We start from the raw sequence: 15,870 nt of genomic DNA on the forward strand, positions 1-15,870 counted from the left end.
TATTTTTTGACAAAATAAATCAATTTTATGTATTGACGATGTGTTTTCTTAATGTATTTTTGATTTTTATGGCTGAACAAGAGAAATTACGGATAGATAAATACTTATGGGCAATAAGATTATTTAAAACCAGGAGCCTGGCGACTGAAGCTTGCAAGGCTGGGCGTGTAAAGTTTAATGGTCAAAATCTTAAGGCTTCGGCAATTGTGAAGCCCGGGGATGTTTATCAGGTCTCTAAAGGAATTGAAAAGAAATTAATTGAGGTGGTAGAGCTTTTGTACAACAGAGTTGAAGCTAAAATTGCAGTTACCAAATATAAGGATATTACTCCTGTTGAGGAAACTCATGGATTTAAATCTATGTTTCATGCTCCGGCACTTAAACGAGATCGTGGTACCGGCAGACCAACTAAAAAAGACAGGCGCGAAACTGATGATTTAATAGGAGGGATGTTTGAAGAGGATTAATTTAATAGTTTTGGGTCATCAATCAAGCGTAATCGATAGGCTTGCATAGCTGTTTTTCCTAATTTTTTAATCAACTGGTAATTGGCAACGGCACCAACTGCTGCACCAACCACAGGGAGTAATTGGGCTAGCTTAGCCAGATCGATATAATCGCGATATTCTTGTTGAAAGGTTAACCAGTCAAAATCATCAGGGTTTTCTGGAAGCATAGCCAATTGCTTTTCCCAGTCTTGAATATGCATAAATACTTTGGTTGTGCCCTGTTTACTCGAAAACGCCAGTTGAAATATGTATAAGATATAAAGGCGTTCGCGATAGTCTTTTACCTCAAAACCATATAGAGCCGCGATTTCAAAAAGCAATTTCATTTTAATGGCCATACTCGTTAAAAAACCGCCTGCCCCTGTAATACCACCTTCTGCGGCCCCTGTTTTACAATAATTATCTATTTTTTGCAAGATCAGAGATTCCCGATGTATCATACTCATTTCTTTGGGCGCTATTGCAGATGTTGTATAAGTAGAGCCATAGAGTACCGTTTTTACCATAGTTTTCATTGCTGTAGTAATAGCTTTGTGAACCTTATCCGGGATATAGCTATTGAGCTTTTTCTGGATATTATTGGTCATTCTATTTAGAACAGATGGTTTGCGGACCATTTCTCTTTTCCAGAATTCCAGGTCTATCTTTATTTTTTGATTATAGCTATTCATTGCTTATTGTGGTTAATATGCTATTGGCAAAACCTTCTTTTGCCACAATTTAAAAGCCTGCAGCGCCTTGTCTCTCATCATCTGTTTGATGGGGAGGCTACGTTGGTCCATAGGCTTGTCTAATTCATCGTAGATAAATTTATCGCTAAAGCCAACGTTTTCAGCATCATGTTTGGTATTAGCATAATAAATAGTATCAATTCTTGCCCAGTACACTGCACTTAGACACATTGGACATGGCTCGCAACTGGTGTAGATTACGCAGCCGTTCAGGTCATACGTTTTTAACTTTTTGCAGGCAATTCGTATTGCCGACACCTCTGCATGGGCGGTTGGATCGTTGGTTGAGGTTACTTTATTTGCACTCTTAGCGATCATTTTTCCATCCTTAACGATCACAGCACCAAAAGGGGCATCGGTGTTATTCAGTACATTTTGTTCTGAAAGCTGGATGGCCATTTTCATGAATTTTTCGTGTGGGTTCATCTTTGTCATAATTAAAATATTGCACAAAAAAAATGCCCCGATTGATCGGGGCATTTCATTATCGTTATAAATGATTACTTTTTGTAAGCTTCATTTAAACCAACAATTACTTCGCTGGTTACGTCTAAACTTTCGTCAGCAAATAAAATTGTACCGTTTCCTTTTGAGTAGCCTAGTACCATTTTGTAGCCTTTTTTCTTTGCGTATTCTTTTAAATAGTCAGCAACTTTATCGTATAGTTTTTCATTTTCTGCAGCTTGTTCGTTTTGAATTGCAGCACCAGCATTTTGGCTGTATGCTTGTAATTCTTGTTGTTTACGGGCTAATCTTTCTTCTGTTGATGCTCTTTGATCAGCAGGCAGGGTATTGGCTTGTTGTTGATATTGTGCAACTTCACGTTTAAATGCCTGCTCTTTTGAAGCAAGGTCAGCTTGTGCAGTTTTAGATTTTGCTTCTAATTTCTCTTTCAGGTCCTTGAAATAGTGATACTTTGTAAGTAGAGAATCAGAGTTTACATAAACAATTTTCTCATTGTTTGAAACTGTGGTCGAGTCAGTTTTTTTAGCAGTAGTGCCTTTATCATCCTTATTTTGGCATGATGCCATTACAGAAACTAGTGCAACTGCAGTAGCAATACCGCTTAATTTTAATGTTGTCTTCATTTATATTAATTGTTCTTTTTTGTCAAAAAATAGGTTTTTTACCTGTTTTATAAGCCTCATGGAGCATAATTGACGCTCATTTGGTTTATTTTTTATGGATAAATTTCAACAAATATAAAATTTCAAAATCAGTATCCTAAGGAAGTATGTTTTTTCGAATGTTTTTGGGCCATTATTTGGTCAAATAGTTATCCACATTTGCCTTAAATTGACCATAATTGGTTAAATTTGAATCTTATTGTTTTATAAAAAAATATGAGCGAAGAAAAAGATCCAAAGTCAAATTATTCGGCAGATAATATACAGGTATTAGAAGGATTGGAAGCGGTGCGTAAGCGCCCTTCGATGTATATAGGCGATACCGGAATTAAAGGTTTGCATCACCTTGTGTATGAGGTAGTAGACAATTCAATTGATGAGGCATTGGCAGGTCATGCTGATACTATTTATGTAAATATTTTAAAAGACAACTCAATTAGGGTTGAGGATAATGGTCGTGGTATTCCTACAGGAATCATGCAAAAGGAGCAAAAATCAGCTCTTGAAATTGTAATGACTGTACTACACGCCGGTGGTAAATTTGATAAGGATACTTATAAAGTTTCTGGTGGTTTGCATGGTGTGGGTGTGAGTTGTGTTAACGCATTGTCGACACACCTTAAGGCCGAAGTTTACGGACAAGGTAAGGTGTGGATGCAGGAATATGAAAAAGGAAAGCCGCAATACGATGTTAAAATCGTTGGCGAATCTGATAAAAGAGGTACAGTAATTACTTTTACACCAGATCCTACAATTTTTACACAAACTACAGAATATCGTTTTGATACTTTAGCCTCAAGGTTAAGAGAACTTTCGTTCTTGAATAAAGGAATCAAACTAACGCTAACTGATGAGCGGGAAGAATTAGAGGATGGTAAATTCTTAACTGAATTGTTCCATTCGGAAGGCGGATTGAAAGAGTTTGTTCAATTCCTTGATGGAACTCGTCCTTCATTGATTCCTGAACCTATCTATGTTGAAGGTATAAAAAATGGGATTCCTGTAGAGCTTGCTTTACAATATAACGATAGTTACTCTGAGAATGTTCACTCCTATGTGAACAATATCAATACCCATGAAGGTGGTACTCACATTGCTGGTTTTAGAAGAGGTTTAACCAGAACATTGAAAGCTTATGCTGATAAATCAGGTTTGCTTAAAAATGTAAAGTTTGAGATTACTGGTGATGACTTTAGAGAAGGCTTAACGGCTGTAGTTTCTGTTAAAGTTCAGGAACCTCAGTTCGAAGGTCAGACTAAAACCAAATTAGGTAACTCTGAGGTAATGGGTGCGGTAGATATTGCCGTAGGTGAAGCTTTGGGTATTTATCTTGAAGAATATCCGAAAGAAGCCAGAATGATCGTTAACAAGGTTATTCTAGCTGCAACAGCTCGTGCAGCAGCACGTAAGGCCCGTGAAATGGTTCAACGTAAGAGTGTTATGGGCGGTTCAGGTTTGCCTGGTAAGCTTGCCGATTGTTCTGATAGTGATCCTGAAAAATGCGAGTTATACCTGGTGGAGGGAGACTCTGCGGGTGGTACTGCTAAGCAGGGCCGCGACCGTAACTTCCAGGCGATTCTTCCATTGAAAGGTAAGATCCTGAATGTGGAGAAAGCAATGGAGCATAAGATCTATGAAAATGATGAGATCAAGAATATGTTTACCGCTCTTGGTGTAAGTATAGGAACTCCAGAAGATGATAAAGCATTAAATTTAACTAAGCTACGTTACCACAAAATTGTGATCATGACGGATGCTGATATTGACGGTTCACACATTACTACGCTTATTTTAACGTTCTTCTTTAGATATATGAAGGCGCTTATCGAAGCTGGTTATGTTTATATCGCAGCTCCACCTTTATACCAGGTTAAAAAAGGTAAAGAGTTTGAATATTGCTGGAATGATAATCAACGTGATGCTGCTGTACAACGCCTAAAAGGTGCTGGTAAAGAAGAAAGTGTACACATTCAACGCTATAAAGGTTTGGGTGAGATGAACGCTGAGCAGCTTTGGGATACAACCTTAAATCCTGCTACACGTACATTGATGCAAGCTACCATTGAGAATGCTGCTGAGTGTGATCATACTTTCTCTATGTTGATGGGTGATGAGGTTGCTCCACGTAGAGAGTTTATTGAGCGTAACGCGAAGTATGCGAAGATTGATGCTTAGAGAAAATTAATATGATATGCATGAAAACGGCCTGTATCACTGATTCAGGCCGTTTTTTTATTCCTTATAAAGGAACATTTTCATTTTCTTGTAGTTGATAATCGCATGGAATTTCAACAACAGATCGCCGCCAATAATGGCGCTAATTGGTGGATGTCCTAATCCTTCATAAGCCTGATTTACGGCTTCCAGATCAAGCGCAACAGTCTCATAATTTCTTAAAATCAAACTCCCTATCTTTAATTTAGGGATGCTTGCCTGTAAGGTACTCGAGGTGGTGAAAAGTGTGGTGGCATGTGTCTCCTCGGTGTGTTCCAGCTCTTTAATGTGAGTTTGGATAAATGTTTTATCAAAAACAGATCTCGAAGCACCCGTATCTACTACTGCGAATAACTTTTGCCCAAAAACAACAATTTCCACCAAAAGGTGGAAACCGTCGTCTTGTAAGTTTATTAAGGTTAGGGGAACAGCAATTGTTCTCATCAAATTAAACCAGTTTCATATCAGTTAGCACTGCGTTCATGCTGCGTACAGCATCGGCACTTTTACTAAAGGCTGCTTGCTCCTCATCGGTCAGTTTAAAATCAAGAATTTTCTCAACTCCGTTTTTGCCAATAATGACAGGAACAACCAGTGATATATCTTTTTGACCATATTCACCATCCAGGTAAACACCTGAGGAGATTAATTTTTTCTCATCACGTACAATGCTTTCTACCATTGCAGCTGTTCCAGCTCCCGGGGCATACCAGGCAGATGTACCAATTAATCCAGTTAATGTTGCACCACCGACCATAGTAGCTTTAACAACTTTATCCTGTTGCTCTTTACTTAATAACTGAGTGACTGGGATACTGTTCCATGTTGCATGATTGATCAATGGAATCATGGTTGTATCACCGTGACCACCGATAACCACTGCATTTAAATCGGCAGGAGAGCAGCCTAATTCCAGACTTAAGTAATATTTAAACCTCGATGAATCCAATGCACCACCCATACCAAGAATACGGTTTTTAGGTAGCCCAGAAGTTTTTAAGGTAAGGTAGTTCATAGTATCCATTGGGTTTGATACCACAATGATGATGGTGTTAGGCGAGTATTTTAAAATATTCTCAGTAACTCCTTTTACGATGTTCGCATTAGTTCCGATCAGCTCTTCGCGCGTCATTCCTGGTTTACGAGGTAGTCCCGAAGTAATCACTACAACCTCAGAATCCGCGGTACTCGCGTAATCGTTGGTAACACCCTTAATTTTAGTATCGAAGCCTAGTAAAGCGGCAGTCTGCATCATGTCAATCGATTTTCCTTCTGCAAAACCTTCCTTGATGTCTAATAAAATAAGTTCTTCAGCTAATTCTTTTCTGGCAATGTTATCTGCACAGGTGGCACCTACAGCGCCGGCACCTACAACTGTTATCTTCATAAATATTTGTTTTATGTATGTTACCTTCTGTCGAAGTTATAAAATTACATGAGTTTAAAAAATGCTTTTGAAAACTTTCTTGTTCGTTAGGGGTTTTATGAGAAAGAATTTACATTTGCCAAATACTAAACAACCGGAGAACTTATGGATAACCAACCAGTAAAACGAGTAGATATTATGGCTTATGCAGGGAAGTGGTATTCTTTGTATTCCATCCCTACTTTTACGGATAAACACTGGCGGAGAAAGGTGGAGACCTATGTGATCCATCCAGATGGTTATTACGCCGTATTTACTACCTATAATGTTGTAGCTGAGCAAAAAAGGAAGTACATCCGGTCTAAGTTGTTTGTTGTTCGAGGTACAGGGAATGCTGTGTTTAAAGCACAATCGGTTTGGCCATTTAAGAATGATTATTGGGTGATTGAGCTTGCTGAGGATTATTCTTATGTCGTAGTTGGACATCCTAAACACAAAACCCTCGCTATTCTTTCCCGTAAACCAGAATTACCAAAAGACTTGTTGAAAGAGATCGTAGACCGTTGTCGTCAAAAAGGGTATGATACCTCAAAACTTGTATTTCAGGAACATAAGGCTGTACATCCTGAGCCTGAAAAGGAACATGCTTAAAATTACAATTGCTTTAATCAAGGACAGCTAAAATTCCGTATTTTTGTCCATTCATTTTGATTTCAGGAAACGAGAATAATTACCAGCTATGTATTTAATATTTGATACCGAAACCACCGGTTTACCACGCAATTGGAATGCTCCAATTACCGACACAGACAATTGGCCCAGGTGTATTCAGATTGCATGGCAATTACATGATGAATTAGGTAATCTGATAGAAAACCAGGACTATCTGGTAAGGCCCGATGGATTTAATATTCCATATGATGCCGAACGAATTCACGGTATCTCAACCGAGTTGGCTGCCGAACAAGGTATTGGGCTAGACGAAGTATTAGAGAAATTTAATGTAGCATTATCCAAAGCTAAATTTGTTGTCGGACAGAACGTAGGCTTTGATGTGAACATTATGGGTTGCGAGTTTCACCGATTGGGTGTAGACAGCCCGATGGCACAAATGCCTGTATTAGATACTTGTACCGAAACCACTGCCGAGTTGTTAAAACTTCCGGGCGGACGTGGAGGTAAATTCAAACTGCCTACACTAACAGAACTTCATCAATATCTTTTTGGCGAACCATTTTCTGAAGCGCACAATGCGACTGCCGATGTGGAGGCCACTACCCGTTGTTTTTTACAGCTGATCAAGTTAGAGGTCTTTAGACTCGACCAGTTACAGGCCGATCAGGCATATATCAATCGCTTTAAAGAAAACACGCCACAAGTATTTGAGCGTGTTGGTTTAAATCACATTAACCTTAAATCTGCTTCTGAAGAAATCAGAAAGCGTTTACAGCAGGCCGAAGGACCTAAGGTTTCTAAAACAGCATTAGCAGAGAATAAAAAGGAGCTGGAAGCAGCAACCTATGTACATTTGCATAATCATACCCAGTTCTCTGTTCTGCAATCTACCATCAACATCCCTTCACTAATTAAAGCTGCCGCCAGTTATAAAATGCCTGCAGTGGCGATGACCGATCATGCAAATATGATGGGGGCTTTTCACTTCGTGGCTCAGGTATTGAACCATAACAAAGGTGTTGAAGCTAGAAATGAAGCCGCTATAGCAGAAGGAAAAACGCCTGAAGAACAAATTATCAAACCAATTATTGGCTGTGAATTCTTTGTTTGTGAAGACCACCTCGACAAATCCAGAAAAGATAATGGCTATCAGGTTGTATTATTGGCAAAGAATAAGACAGGATACCACAATCTGGCTAAAATGTCGTCCATTGCCTATACCAAAGGTTTCTATTACATCCCAAGGATTGATAAGGCCATTATAGAGCAATATAAAGAGGATATTCTGGTGCTTTCGGGTAACTTATACGGTGAGATTTCAAGTAAGTTATTGAACCTTGGCGAGAAACAAGCCGAAGAAGCTTTGCTATGGTGGAAAGATCAATTTGGTGACGATTTTTATATCGAGCTAATGCGCCATAGTCAGGAAGACGAAGATATTGTAAATGGTATGCTGGTCGGACTGGCAAAAAAGCATGACGTAAAACTGATTGCCACCAATAACACTTACTACATCAATAAAAAAGATGCCAATGCCCATGATATTTTATTGTGTGTAAAAGACGGTGAAAAACAAGCTACACCGATTGGCCGTGGTCGTGGATTCAGATTTGGTTTACCCAATCAGGAATACTACTTCAAATCACCTGATGAAATGAAAAAGCTGTTTACAGATTTGCCAGAGGCAATTGTGAACATCCAGGAAATTGTAGATAAGATCGAGATTTATAAACTGGCACGTGAGGTACTTTTACCTAAATTCGACATCTCCGACGAGTTTTTAGTGAAGGAAGATGAAGACGATGGGGGTAAAAGGGGAGAGAATAAATATCTCCGCCATTTGACCTATGTAGGTGCCAAAAAACGATACGGAGAGATTACCCCCGAAATAGAGGAACGACTCGATTTTGAGTTGCAGACCATCGAGAAAACGGGATATCCAGGATATTTCTTGATTGTGCAGGATTTTATTGCGGAGGCTAGAAACCTGGATGTTTCGGTTGGACCTGGTAGGGGATCTGCTGCTGGATCTGCCGTAGCTTATTGTTTGGGTATTACCAACATCGACCCGATCAAGTACGATCTCCTTTTTGAGCGTTTCTTGAATCCGGATCGTGTATCCATGCCCGATATCGATATTGATTTTGATGATGAGGGGCGTGGTAGGGTTATGGACTACGTAATCAAAAAGTATGGTGCCAATCAGGTGGCTCAAATCATCACCTATGGTACCATGGCTGCCAAATCTTCCATAAAGGATACGGCGCGTGTATTGGACTTGCCGCTATTTGAGGCAGAGAAAATTGCCAAGCTGATTCCTAACATGAAGCTGGCCAAGATTTTTACGCTTGATGAGAAAAGCTTAAAAGAGGCGCTTCGTCCGGATGAGTATGAGAAGGTACTCGAACTTAAAAATCTGGCTGAGGCTAAGGACTTAGGTGCTAAAACTTTAGAGCAAGCTCAGATTTTAGAGGGTTCTTTAAGAAATACAGGTATTCATGCCTGCGGGGTAATTATTACCCCGAGCGACATTACCAATTTCGTTCCGGTAGCTACAGCGAAAGACTCTGATCTGTATGTTACCCAGTTCGACAACTCGGTGGTAGAGAGTGCCGGTTTGTTGAAAATGGACTTTTTGGGGTTAAAAACATTAACCCTGATCAAGGATACCGTTAAGCTGGTTAAGTTTAGGCACGATATAGATCTTGATCCTGATAATTTCCCGATCGACGATGTCAAAACCTACGAGCTTTTCCAAAGAGGTGAAACCATAGGGATCTTCCAGTACGAGAGTACAGGTATGCAGAAATACATGAAGGAACTAAAACCTACTGTATTTGGTGATTTGATTGCCATGAACGCTTTGTACCGTCCGGGACCATTGGAGTATATTCCAAGTTTCGTGCGTAGAAAAAATGGTGAGGAAGAGATTAAATACGATTTGGATGCCTGTGAGGAGTATTTGAAAGAAACTTACGGAATTACAGTATACCAGGAGCAGGTGATGCTCTTATCCCAAAAGCTTGCCGGTTTTACTAAAGGCGAGGCCGACGTTTTACGTAAGGCGATGGGTAAAAAGCAAAAGGATGTACTGGATAAGATGAAGCCTAAGTTTGTGAAGCAGGCCGCAGAGAAAGGTCATGACCCTACAATACTAGAGAAGATCTGGAAAGATTGGGAAGCCTTTGCATCTTATGCCTTCAACAAATCACACTCTACCTGTTATGCCTGGATTGCTTATCAGACCGCTTATTTAAAAGCGCACTTCCCAGCAGAATATATGGCTGCAGTACTGTCCAATAACATGAGCGACATTAAACAAGTTGCGTTTTTTATGGAAGAATGCAAGCAAATGGGCGTGCGTGTACTAGGGCCGGATGTAAACGAATCTGGTACTAAATTCTCTGTAAATGCAGCTGGAGAAGTCCGTTTCGGTTTATCTGGTATTAAAGGAGTAGGAGATAAGGCGGTAGAGAGTATTATCGAAGATCGTAATGAAAACGGCATGTATAAAGATCTGTATGATTTTGCCAGAAGGTCAAATACCCGTACCGTGAATAAAAAAGCTTACGAGAGTTTTGTTTACAGCGGTGCCTTTGATGGTTTTGGCTATCATCGTGCCCAGTATTTCTTTGTAGGGATCAACGATAAGCTAAATGGCATCGAAAAGGTGATTAAATATGCCAATGATTTCCAGAATAATGAATCTTCTTCGCAATCCTCTTTATTTGGCGGATCTATTGCCGATTTGATTCTGGAGCCTTCTTTGCCAGTTGCGCCTGAATGGAGCTTAATTGACCGACTCAAATTTGAAAAAGACGCCATTGGTATCTTTTTATCTGGTCACCCATTAGATAACTATAAGTTAGAGCTAAAGGAGTTTTGCCAGCATAAGGTGAGACACTTGGCTTTAGTCAATAAAATAAGAACAGGTGATACCAATGAAGAGGTACTTGCCGAGTTTGAAACAATAAAGAATAGAGAGCTTGTAGTAGGTGGCTTGGTGGTCGTGTCAGCACAGCGCATGACAAAAACCGGAAAGCCTTTTGGGACCATGGTTTTTGAAGATTATGATGACACCAGTGAACTGGCTTTATTTGGTGATGATTTCATCAAATTTAAACAGTTTTTGACTGACGGGTATTTTCTTCAGATTCGGGGAAGAGTAGGAGAGCGCTTTAGAAAAGAAGGCGATTGGGAATTTAAAATCACCTCTATTAACCTGTTATCAGAATTAAGAGATAAGCTGGCTAAGAGCGTCACGATCCAGGTACCTATAGAAAGGGTGAATGATGATTTTATGACTCAGATATTGGCTGTTCTGGAAAACAATAAGACAAGTACTGACCAGCAAAACTGTCAATTGCTGTTTGATATATACGACAGAGAGCAAAATGTAGTGGTTAAAATGCCTTCAAAATCATTTAAAATTAACCCTACAAACGATTTCCTTGACCAATTGGAGGCTTTAAACGTGAGTTCAAAGTTGAACTAATGTCATAATGGCATTAGCTGGCTTGATGGCATTACAATTGATTATATATTTGTAGCCTGCAAGCGCTATACATTAAGGAAGTAGAGAACGCTCAGGCACTAACTAAGATAACTAATATAAAAAAAATAGAATTATGGCTTTAGAAATCACAGATGCTAACTTCGAAGAATTAGTATTAAAATCAGATAAACCCGTTTTAGTTGACTTTTGGGCGGAATGGTGTGGTCCATGTCGCATGGTAGGTCCTGTAGTAGATGAAATTTCGAAAGAATACGAAGGAAAAGCGATTGTAGGAAAGGTTAATGTTGATAACAACCCTCAAATCTCTACTCAGTTTGGTATCCGTAACATCCCTGCTTTATTGTTTTTCAAAAATGGTGAAGTAGTAGATAAACAAGTAGGTGCCGTGCCTAAATCAGTACTTGCACAGAAATTAGATAAACAGTTGTAATAGCTAAATATCATACAATAAAAAAAGCGTTCATAATGTTATGAACGCTTTTTTTATATTTACACTATGCAGTCGCCAATTGATGAACAAAGTCTACATTTTAATACCAATCTGGAATTGCTTGCCCGGCAAGTAGTTGAAGGTTTTATTACAGGACTGCATAAAAGTCCCTTTCATGGTTTCTCTGTCGAGTTTGCCGAACACAGGATTTATAATGTTGGGGATAATGTTAAGAACATAGATTGGAAACTATATGCACGTACCGACAAGCTGTTTACGAAACGATACGAAGAAGAGACCAATCTGCGTTGCCAGTTTATCATTGACGTTTCCTCATCAATGTATTTTCCCCTTAAAGAATACAATAAGCTCAATTTTTCGGTACAATCTGTCGCGGCGCTGATTTATCTGCTAAAAAGGCAGCGCGATGCATTTGGTTTAAGTTTGTTTACCGATCATTTGATTCTAAATAGCCCTGCAAAGTCTACCACAACCCATCAGAAGTTCTTGTTGGCTAAGTTAGAAGAGGTGTTGAAAACAGAGCAAATGAACGTTAAAACTAATTTGGAACAAGCTTTACACCAGATTGCAGAATTGATTCATAAACGTTCTCTGGTCGTTGTTTTTAGCGATATGCTCAACACGGTACATGGTGAGCATCAGATTGACGGGTTGTTTGCCGCGCTTCAGCACTTAAAGTTTAACAAGCATGAAGTCATTATTTTTAATGTAACCGATAAGGCCAAAGAAGTAGATTTTAAGTTCGAAAATCGCCCTTATGAGTTTGTGGATATGGAGACGGGAGCAGTATTGAAAACACATACTTCAAAAGTTAAGGATGCTTACCTCTCCCGAATGCAGGAATATCGGCAGGCTATCCAGTTAAAATGTACACAGTACAAAATAGATATGATAGATGCCGACATTGCACAAGGCTTTCATCCGATATTACAGGCTTATCTGATTAAAAGACAAAAAATGAGTTAGTATTAAGCTAATGCCTCAACATTCTTCAGGATAACGCCACAAGCCCATTCGATTTCTTCTTCAGTAATAATAAGCGGTGGTGCTAAGCGCATGGAGTTGCTGCAATGCAAAAACCAGTCGCTAATTAAGCCATCTACGATACAGGCATCGATAATTTTTTTATTCAGCTCAAAGTTTTCAAACTCTATAGCCATCATCAGACCAATACCCCGAACCTCTTTAATGGCAGGGTGCTGAAGTAGTTTTTTAAATAATAAACCCTTTTCTGTCACCCCATTAGTAATGTTTTCACTTAGGATAGTCTGGAGTGTTGCCAAACCTGCAGCACAACTTACTGGATGTCCACCAAAAGTAGTAATGTGACCAAGAATAGGATTTGTAGCCAGGGAGATCATGATCTCATGTGAGCTGATAAAGGCGCCTATAGGCATACCACCGCCAATACCTTTAGCCAATAAAAGAATGTCTGGAACAATGCCGAAATGTTCAAAGCCAAATAGTCGGCCAGTACGTCCAAAACCACACTGTATTTCGTCAAATACTAACAAAGTACCGGTTTCATTACATTTTGCTCTTAAGGCTTCAAAATAAGCCTTGTCAGCTACCCTTATACCTGCTTCGCCCTGAACGGTCTCCATAAATACGGCCGCGGTCTTGGTGGTAATCAGGTTCAAATCAGGTAAAGACCCGTAATCGATGAATTTAATATTTGGTAAAAGAGGGCGGTAAGCTTGTTTAAATTCTTCATTCCCCATTAAGCTAAGTGCACCCTGGGTACTGCCGTGATAAGAGTTGTGGCAGGCGATGATTTCAGCGCGGTGAGTATATCTTTTGGCCAGTTTCATGGCACCTTCTACTGCTTCGGCTCCTGAATTTACAAAGTAGGTGCAATTTAAGTTGGCAGGCAATACCTCAGCAAGTGCTTTAGCAAAGTTTACTTGCGGACTTTGTACAAACTCCCCGTAAACCATGATATGCATATAACTTGCTGCTTGTTGTTGTACCGCGCTCACAACTGCCGGATGGCAGTGGCCAACATTGCTTACACCAATGCCGGCAATTAAATCCATATATTTTCTGCCCTCTGCATCATAAAGATACATTCCGCTGGCTTTAACAAATTCTAATAAAAGCGGTTCTAAAGTCGTTTGAGCGTTGTGTTGAAGAAATAACTGACGTTGTGTAAGCATACGCCAAAATTACGAATTAATTTGGCTGCGGCTTGCTGCTATTTCTATATTTTGACAGTAATTCTCTTTTAAAGGCTTCCTGTGCCCTATAAAACTTGCCAACGATTTTGATTGGTAGGTTCTCTCTCAACTTCGAATAATACTTTCTATCGAGGTTTAACTCTCGCTGTCTCATGTTAAAATCGTTTGTAATTAAGGCTTGTATCTGATTGTCAGATAACTCCTCAATTTCAGTGATTTTTCTAAAGCTGATATTTTTTTGCACACGTTCTTTACGCAGTTCAACCTGCTCGCGTTGCCAATCGGCGTAAATTGGCCAAAAAACTTTAGCCTCCTCTGCAGAAAGGTCTAATTTTTGGGTTAAGTAAGCAATTTTATACGATTCAATTTCATTTTTGCGGTCCCCATATCCTTGAGCCGAAACCATGATAGGGAGGATGAATAGAAAAGCAATCAGTAACTGTTTCATTTGATATTGTTTTTTATAGATTCGAAGCGATTTCATTTTGTGAGTAGTTGCTAAGAATATAGTTTTCCAAAGCCACATCTGTGGCTGCGGGTTTCGCTTGATGTAAATCATTATCATTTATATGATCAATAATGACCTCTTCATCTATGTCATACAAAAATTGCTCAGTGGCCAATTCATTATAGGTCAATTTCTGAGTGGGTATATGATTTTTGTAAAAATAAAATCCGGTAGTACTCAATATAATAAAACAAGCTGCTGAAGCATATTTTAAGATCTTTGAATGCCATAAACGAACAACCCTAGGTGATTGTGTCGTTTTGGTTTCATAAATCGTCTTACTCAATATATTTGATTGCAGTTGTTCGAAATAATTTGCAGGAACTGCATAATCATTCCCTTTAGGTACTGCGGCTTTAATTTTTTCTTTTAGCAACTCCGCATTGATCTGCTCACTAAGCTCACTAAAGTAATTGGCAGGCGTAGTAAAACCACTCTCAGTCGACTTAGCTTTTATTTTCTCGAGGTATACTGCATTCGAAATACGATGCGGTAACTCTTCGAAATATCCCTCGGGAACAGAAAAAGGATGGTGTACAGATAAGCCAGCCAATGTTGGGGCTTCCTTTTTCCAATCGTTATTTTCTACTTGATTATCCATTACGAGTATATTGATAGATTATATCCCAAAAGGTTTAAAAGGTAATGTCTTCATTTAGCATAAAAGTTTCAACTTTTTTTACAGCAATGTGAAATGAGGCCTTTAATGCCCCTACACTAGTACCTGTAATTTCAGATATTTCCTCATATTTTAGATCGTCGAAGTATTTCATGTTGAATATCAGACGTTGTTTTTCGGGGAGGGTAAGCACAGCCTGCTGAAGTTTTAACTGAACCTTATCTCCATTAAAATGAGAGGCGGCAATTAAAGTTTCAGACAGTTCTGCAGATACTTCCTCTAAAGGGGTATTGTTCCGTTGTTTCTTTTTATTTAAAAAAGTAATAGATTCATTGGTTGCAATGCGATAAATCCAGGTATATAGCTGAGAGTCGCTACGGAATTTGTCAAGGTTTTTCCAAACCTTTATAAAGGTATCCTGTACCAGATCGTCGGCGTCATCATGGTCAATAACCAATCGTCTTACGTGCCAATATATCTTTTGCTGGTATTTATGTAGAAGCAGGTTAAAGGCTTCATCACGAGTTTTTGTATTTAAGAATTTCTCTAAAATCTCTGAATCTTCAACCTGCTTCATTAATCGTTCTTTTTGTTATTATTTATTTGCTCTTTTCATTACTTTTTGAGCAGCCTCAATAATATTAATGCTGTCTAAGCCATACTTGGTCATCAACTGATCAGGTGTACCGCTTTCGCCAAAACTATCGTTTACTGCAACAAATTCCTGAGGAGTCGGCAATTCTGTTGAAAGCAATCTTGCAACACTTTCTCCCAGTCCGCCATATTTGTTATGCTCTTCACAAGTAACCACACAGCCAGTTTTCTTTACTGATTTCAATATGGCTTCTTCATCCAAGGGTTTAATCGTGTGGATATTGATGATTTCAGCATCGATGCCTAGTTCCGCTAATTTTTCGCCAGCTTCAATTGCTTTCCAAACCATGTGGCCGGTAGCAATAATGGTTACATCTGTACCT

16 protein-coding genes are annotated in these 15,870 nt (G+C 39.2%); 6 read left to right on the top strand and 10 right to left on the bottom strand.

Annotated elements, in window-relative coordinates; translation table 11 throughout:
• Positions 1 to 68 precede the first annotated feature (68 nt).
• On the top strand, positions 69 to 467 hold the full coding sequence (locus BLS35_RS21000; RefSeq protein WP_090785207.1) for an RNA-binding S4 domain-containing protein: 399 nt from the start codon (positions 69 to 71) through the stop codon (positions 465 to 467).
• Here BLS35_RS21000 and BLS35_RS21005 read toward each other — a convergent pair.
• From BLS35_RS21005 to BLS35_RS21015, 3 genes are all read right to left on the bottom strand, one after another.
• Positions 464 to 1,180: an EcsC family protein gene (locus BLS35_RS21005; protein WP_090785144.1), complete on the bottom strand. Its 717-nt coding sequence runs from the start codon at positions 1,178 to 1,180 to the stop codon at positions 464 to 466. The genes BLS35_RS21000 and BLS35_RS21005 overlap by 4 nt on opposite strands.
• 12 nt (positions 1,181 to 1,192) lie before the next feature.
• Positions 1,193 to 1,675: a nucleoside deaminase gene (locus BLS35_RS21010; RefSeq protein WP_090785146.1), complete on the bottom strand. Its 483-nt coding sequence runs from the start codon at positions 1,673 to 1,675 to the stop codon at positions 1,193 to 1,195.
• A gap of 65 nt (positions 1,676 to 1,740) precedes the next feature.
• Positions 1,741 to 2,328, bottom strand: coding sequence for an OmpH/Skp family outer membrane protein (locus BLS35_RS21015; RefSeq protein WP_090785148.1), 588 nt, complete (start codon positions 2,326 to 2,328; stop codon positions 1,741 to 1,743).
• A 255-nt stretch (positions 2,329 to 2,583) separates the two neighbouring features.
• Between BLS35_RS21015 and gyrB the strand changes: the two genes are divergently transcribed.
• The gene (gene gyrB, locus BLS35_RS21020; protein ID WP_090785149.1) at positions 2,584 to 4,542 is read left to right on the top strand and encodes a DNA topoisomerase (ATP-hydrolyzing) subunit B; all 1,959 of its coding nucleotides are present in this window, start codon (positions 2,584 to 2,586) and stop codon (positions 4,540 to 4,542) included.
• 57 nt (positions 4,543 to 4,599) lie between these two features.
• Here gyrB and BLS35_RS21025 read toward each other — a convergent pair whose 3' ends face one another.
• Both BLS35_RS21025 and mdh read right to left on the bottom strand, forming a co-directional pair.
• The gene (locus BLS35_RS21025; protein ID WP_090785151.1) at positions 4,600 to 5,025 is read right to left on the bottom strand and encodes an aspartyl protease family protein; all 426 of its coding nucleotides are present in this window, start codon (positions 5,023 to 5,025) and stop codon (positions 4,600 to 4,602) included.
• A gap of 4 nt (positions 5,026 to 5,029) precedes the next feature.
• The gene (gene mdh / locus BLS35_RS21030) at positions 5,030 to 5,968 is read right to left on the bottom strand and encodes a malate dehydrogenase (protein WP_090785153.1); all 939 of its coding nucleotides are present in this window, start codon (positions 5,966 to 5,968) and stop codon (positions 5,030 to 5,032) included.
• Between the two features lie 144 nt (positions 5,969 to 6,112).
• On the opposite strand from mdh, the gene BLS35_RS21035 reads away from it, so the two are divergent.
• The 4 genes from BLS35_RS21035 (at position 6,113) to BLS35_RS21050 (ending at position 12,555) form a co-directional block, all read left to right on the top strand.
• The gene (locus BLS35_RS21035; protein WP_090785154.1) at positions 6,113 to 6,598 is read left to right on the top strand and encodes a lipocalin family protein; all 486 of its coding nucleotides are present in this window, start codon (positions 6,113 to 6,115) and stop codon (positions 6,596 to 6,598) included.
• Between the two features lie 88 nt (positions 6,599 to 6,686).
• Entirely contained in the window at positions 6,687 to 11,117 is a 4,431-nt protein-coding gene (gene dnaE, locus BLS35_RS21040; RefSeq protein ID WP_090785157.1) for a DNA polymerase III subunit alpha, read from the top strand.
• 133 nt (positions 11,118 to 11,250) lie between these two features.
• On the top strand, positions 11,251 to 11,568 hold the full coding sequence (gene trxA / locus BLS35_RS21045) for a thioredoxin (RefSeq protein WP_090785159.1): 318 nt from the start codon (positions 11,251 to 11,253) through the stop codon (positions 11,566 to 11,568).
• 66 nt (positions 11,569 to 11,634) lie between these two features.
• On the top strand, positions 11,635 to 12,555 hold the full coding sequence (locus BLS35_RS21050; RefSeq protein WP_090785161.1) for a DUF58 domain-containing protein: 921 nt from the start codon (positions 11,635 to 11,637) through the stop codon (positions 12,553 to 12,555).
• Positions 12,556 to 12,557: 2 nt separating this feature from the next.
• Here BLS35_RS21050 and BLS35_RS21055 read toward each other — a convergent pair whose 3' ends face one another.
• From BLS35_RS21055 to BLS35_RS21075, 5 genes are all read right to left on the bottom strand, one after another.
• Positions 12,558 to 13,745, bottom strand: coding sequence for an aspartate aminotransferase family protein (locus tag BLS35_RS21055; RefSeq protein WP_090785164.1), 1,188 nt, complete (start codon positions 13,743 to 13,745; stop codon positions 12,558 to 12,560).
• Positions 13,746 to 13,761: 16 nt separating this feature from the next.
• The gene (locus BLS35_RS21060; RefSeq protein ID WP_090785209.1) at positions 13,762 to 14,214 is read right to left on the bottom strand and encodes a hypothetical protein; all 453 of its coding nucleotides are present in this window, start codon (positions 14,212 to 14,214) and stop codon (positions 13,762 to 13,764) included.
• Positions 14,215 to 14,227: 13 nt separating this feature from the next.
• Positions 14,228 to 14,875, bottom strand: coding sequence for a hypothetical protein (locus BLS35_RS21065; protein ID WP_090785168.1), 648 nt, complete (start codon positions 14,873 to 14,875; stop codon positions 14,228 to 14,230).
• 34 nt (positions 14,876 to 14,909) lie between these two features.
• Positions 14,910 to 15,470: an RNA polymerase sigma factor gene (locus BLS35_RS21070; protein ID WP_090785170.1), complete on the bottom strand. Its 561-nt coding sequence runs from the start codon at positions 15,468 to 15,470 to the stop codon at positions 14,910 to 14,912.
• An 18-nt stretch (positions 15,471 to 15,488) separates the two neighbouring features.
• On the bottom strand, positions 15,489 to 15,870 hold a 382-nt coding region (locus tag BLS35_RS21075), incomplete at its 5' end, for a transketolase C-terminal domain-containing protein (protein ID WP_305790703.1).

This window comes from Pedobacter sp. ok626 (assembly GCF_900100435.1).
In the GTDB taxonomy this organism is placed as follows: domain Bacteria; phylum Bacteroidota; class Bacteroidia; order Sphingobacteriales; family Sphingobacteriaceae; genus Pedobacter.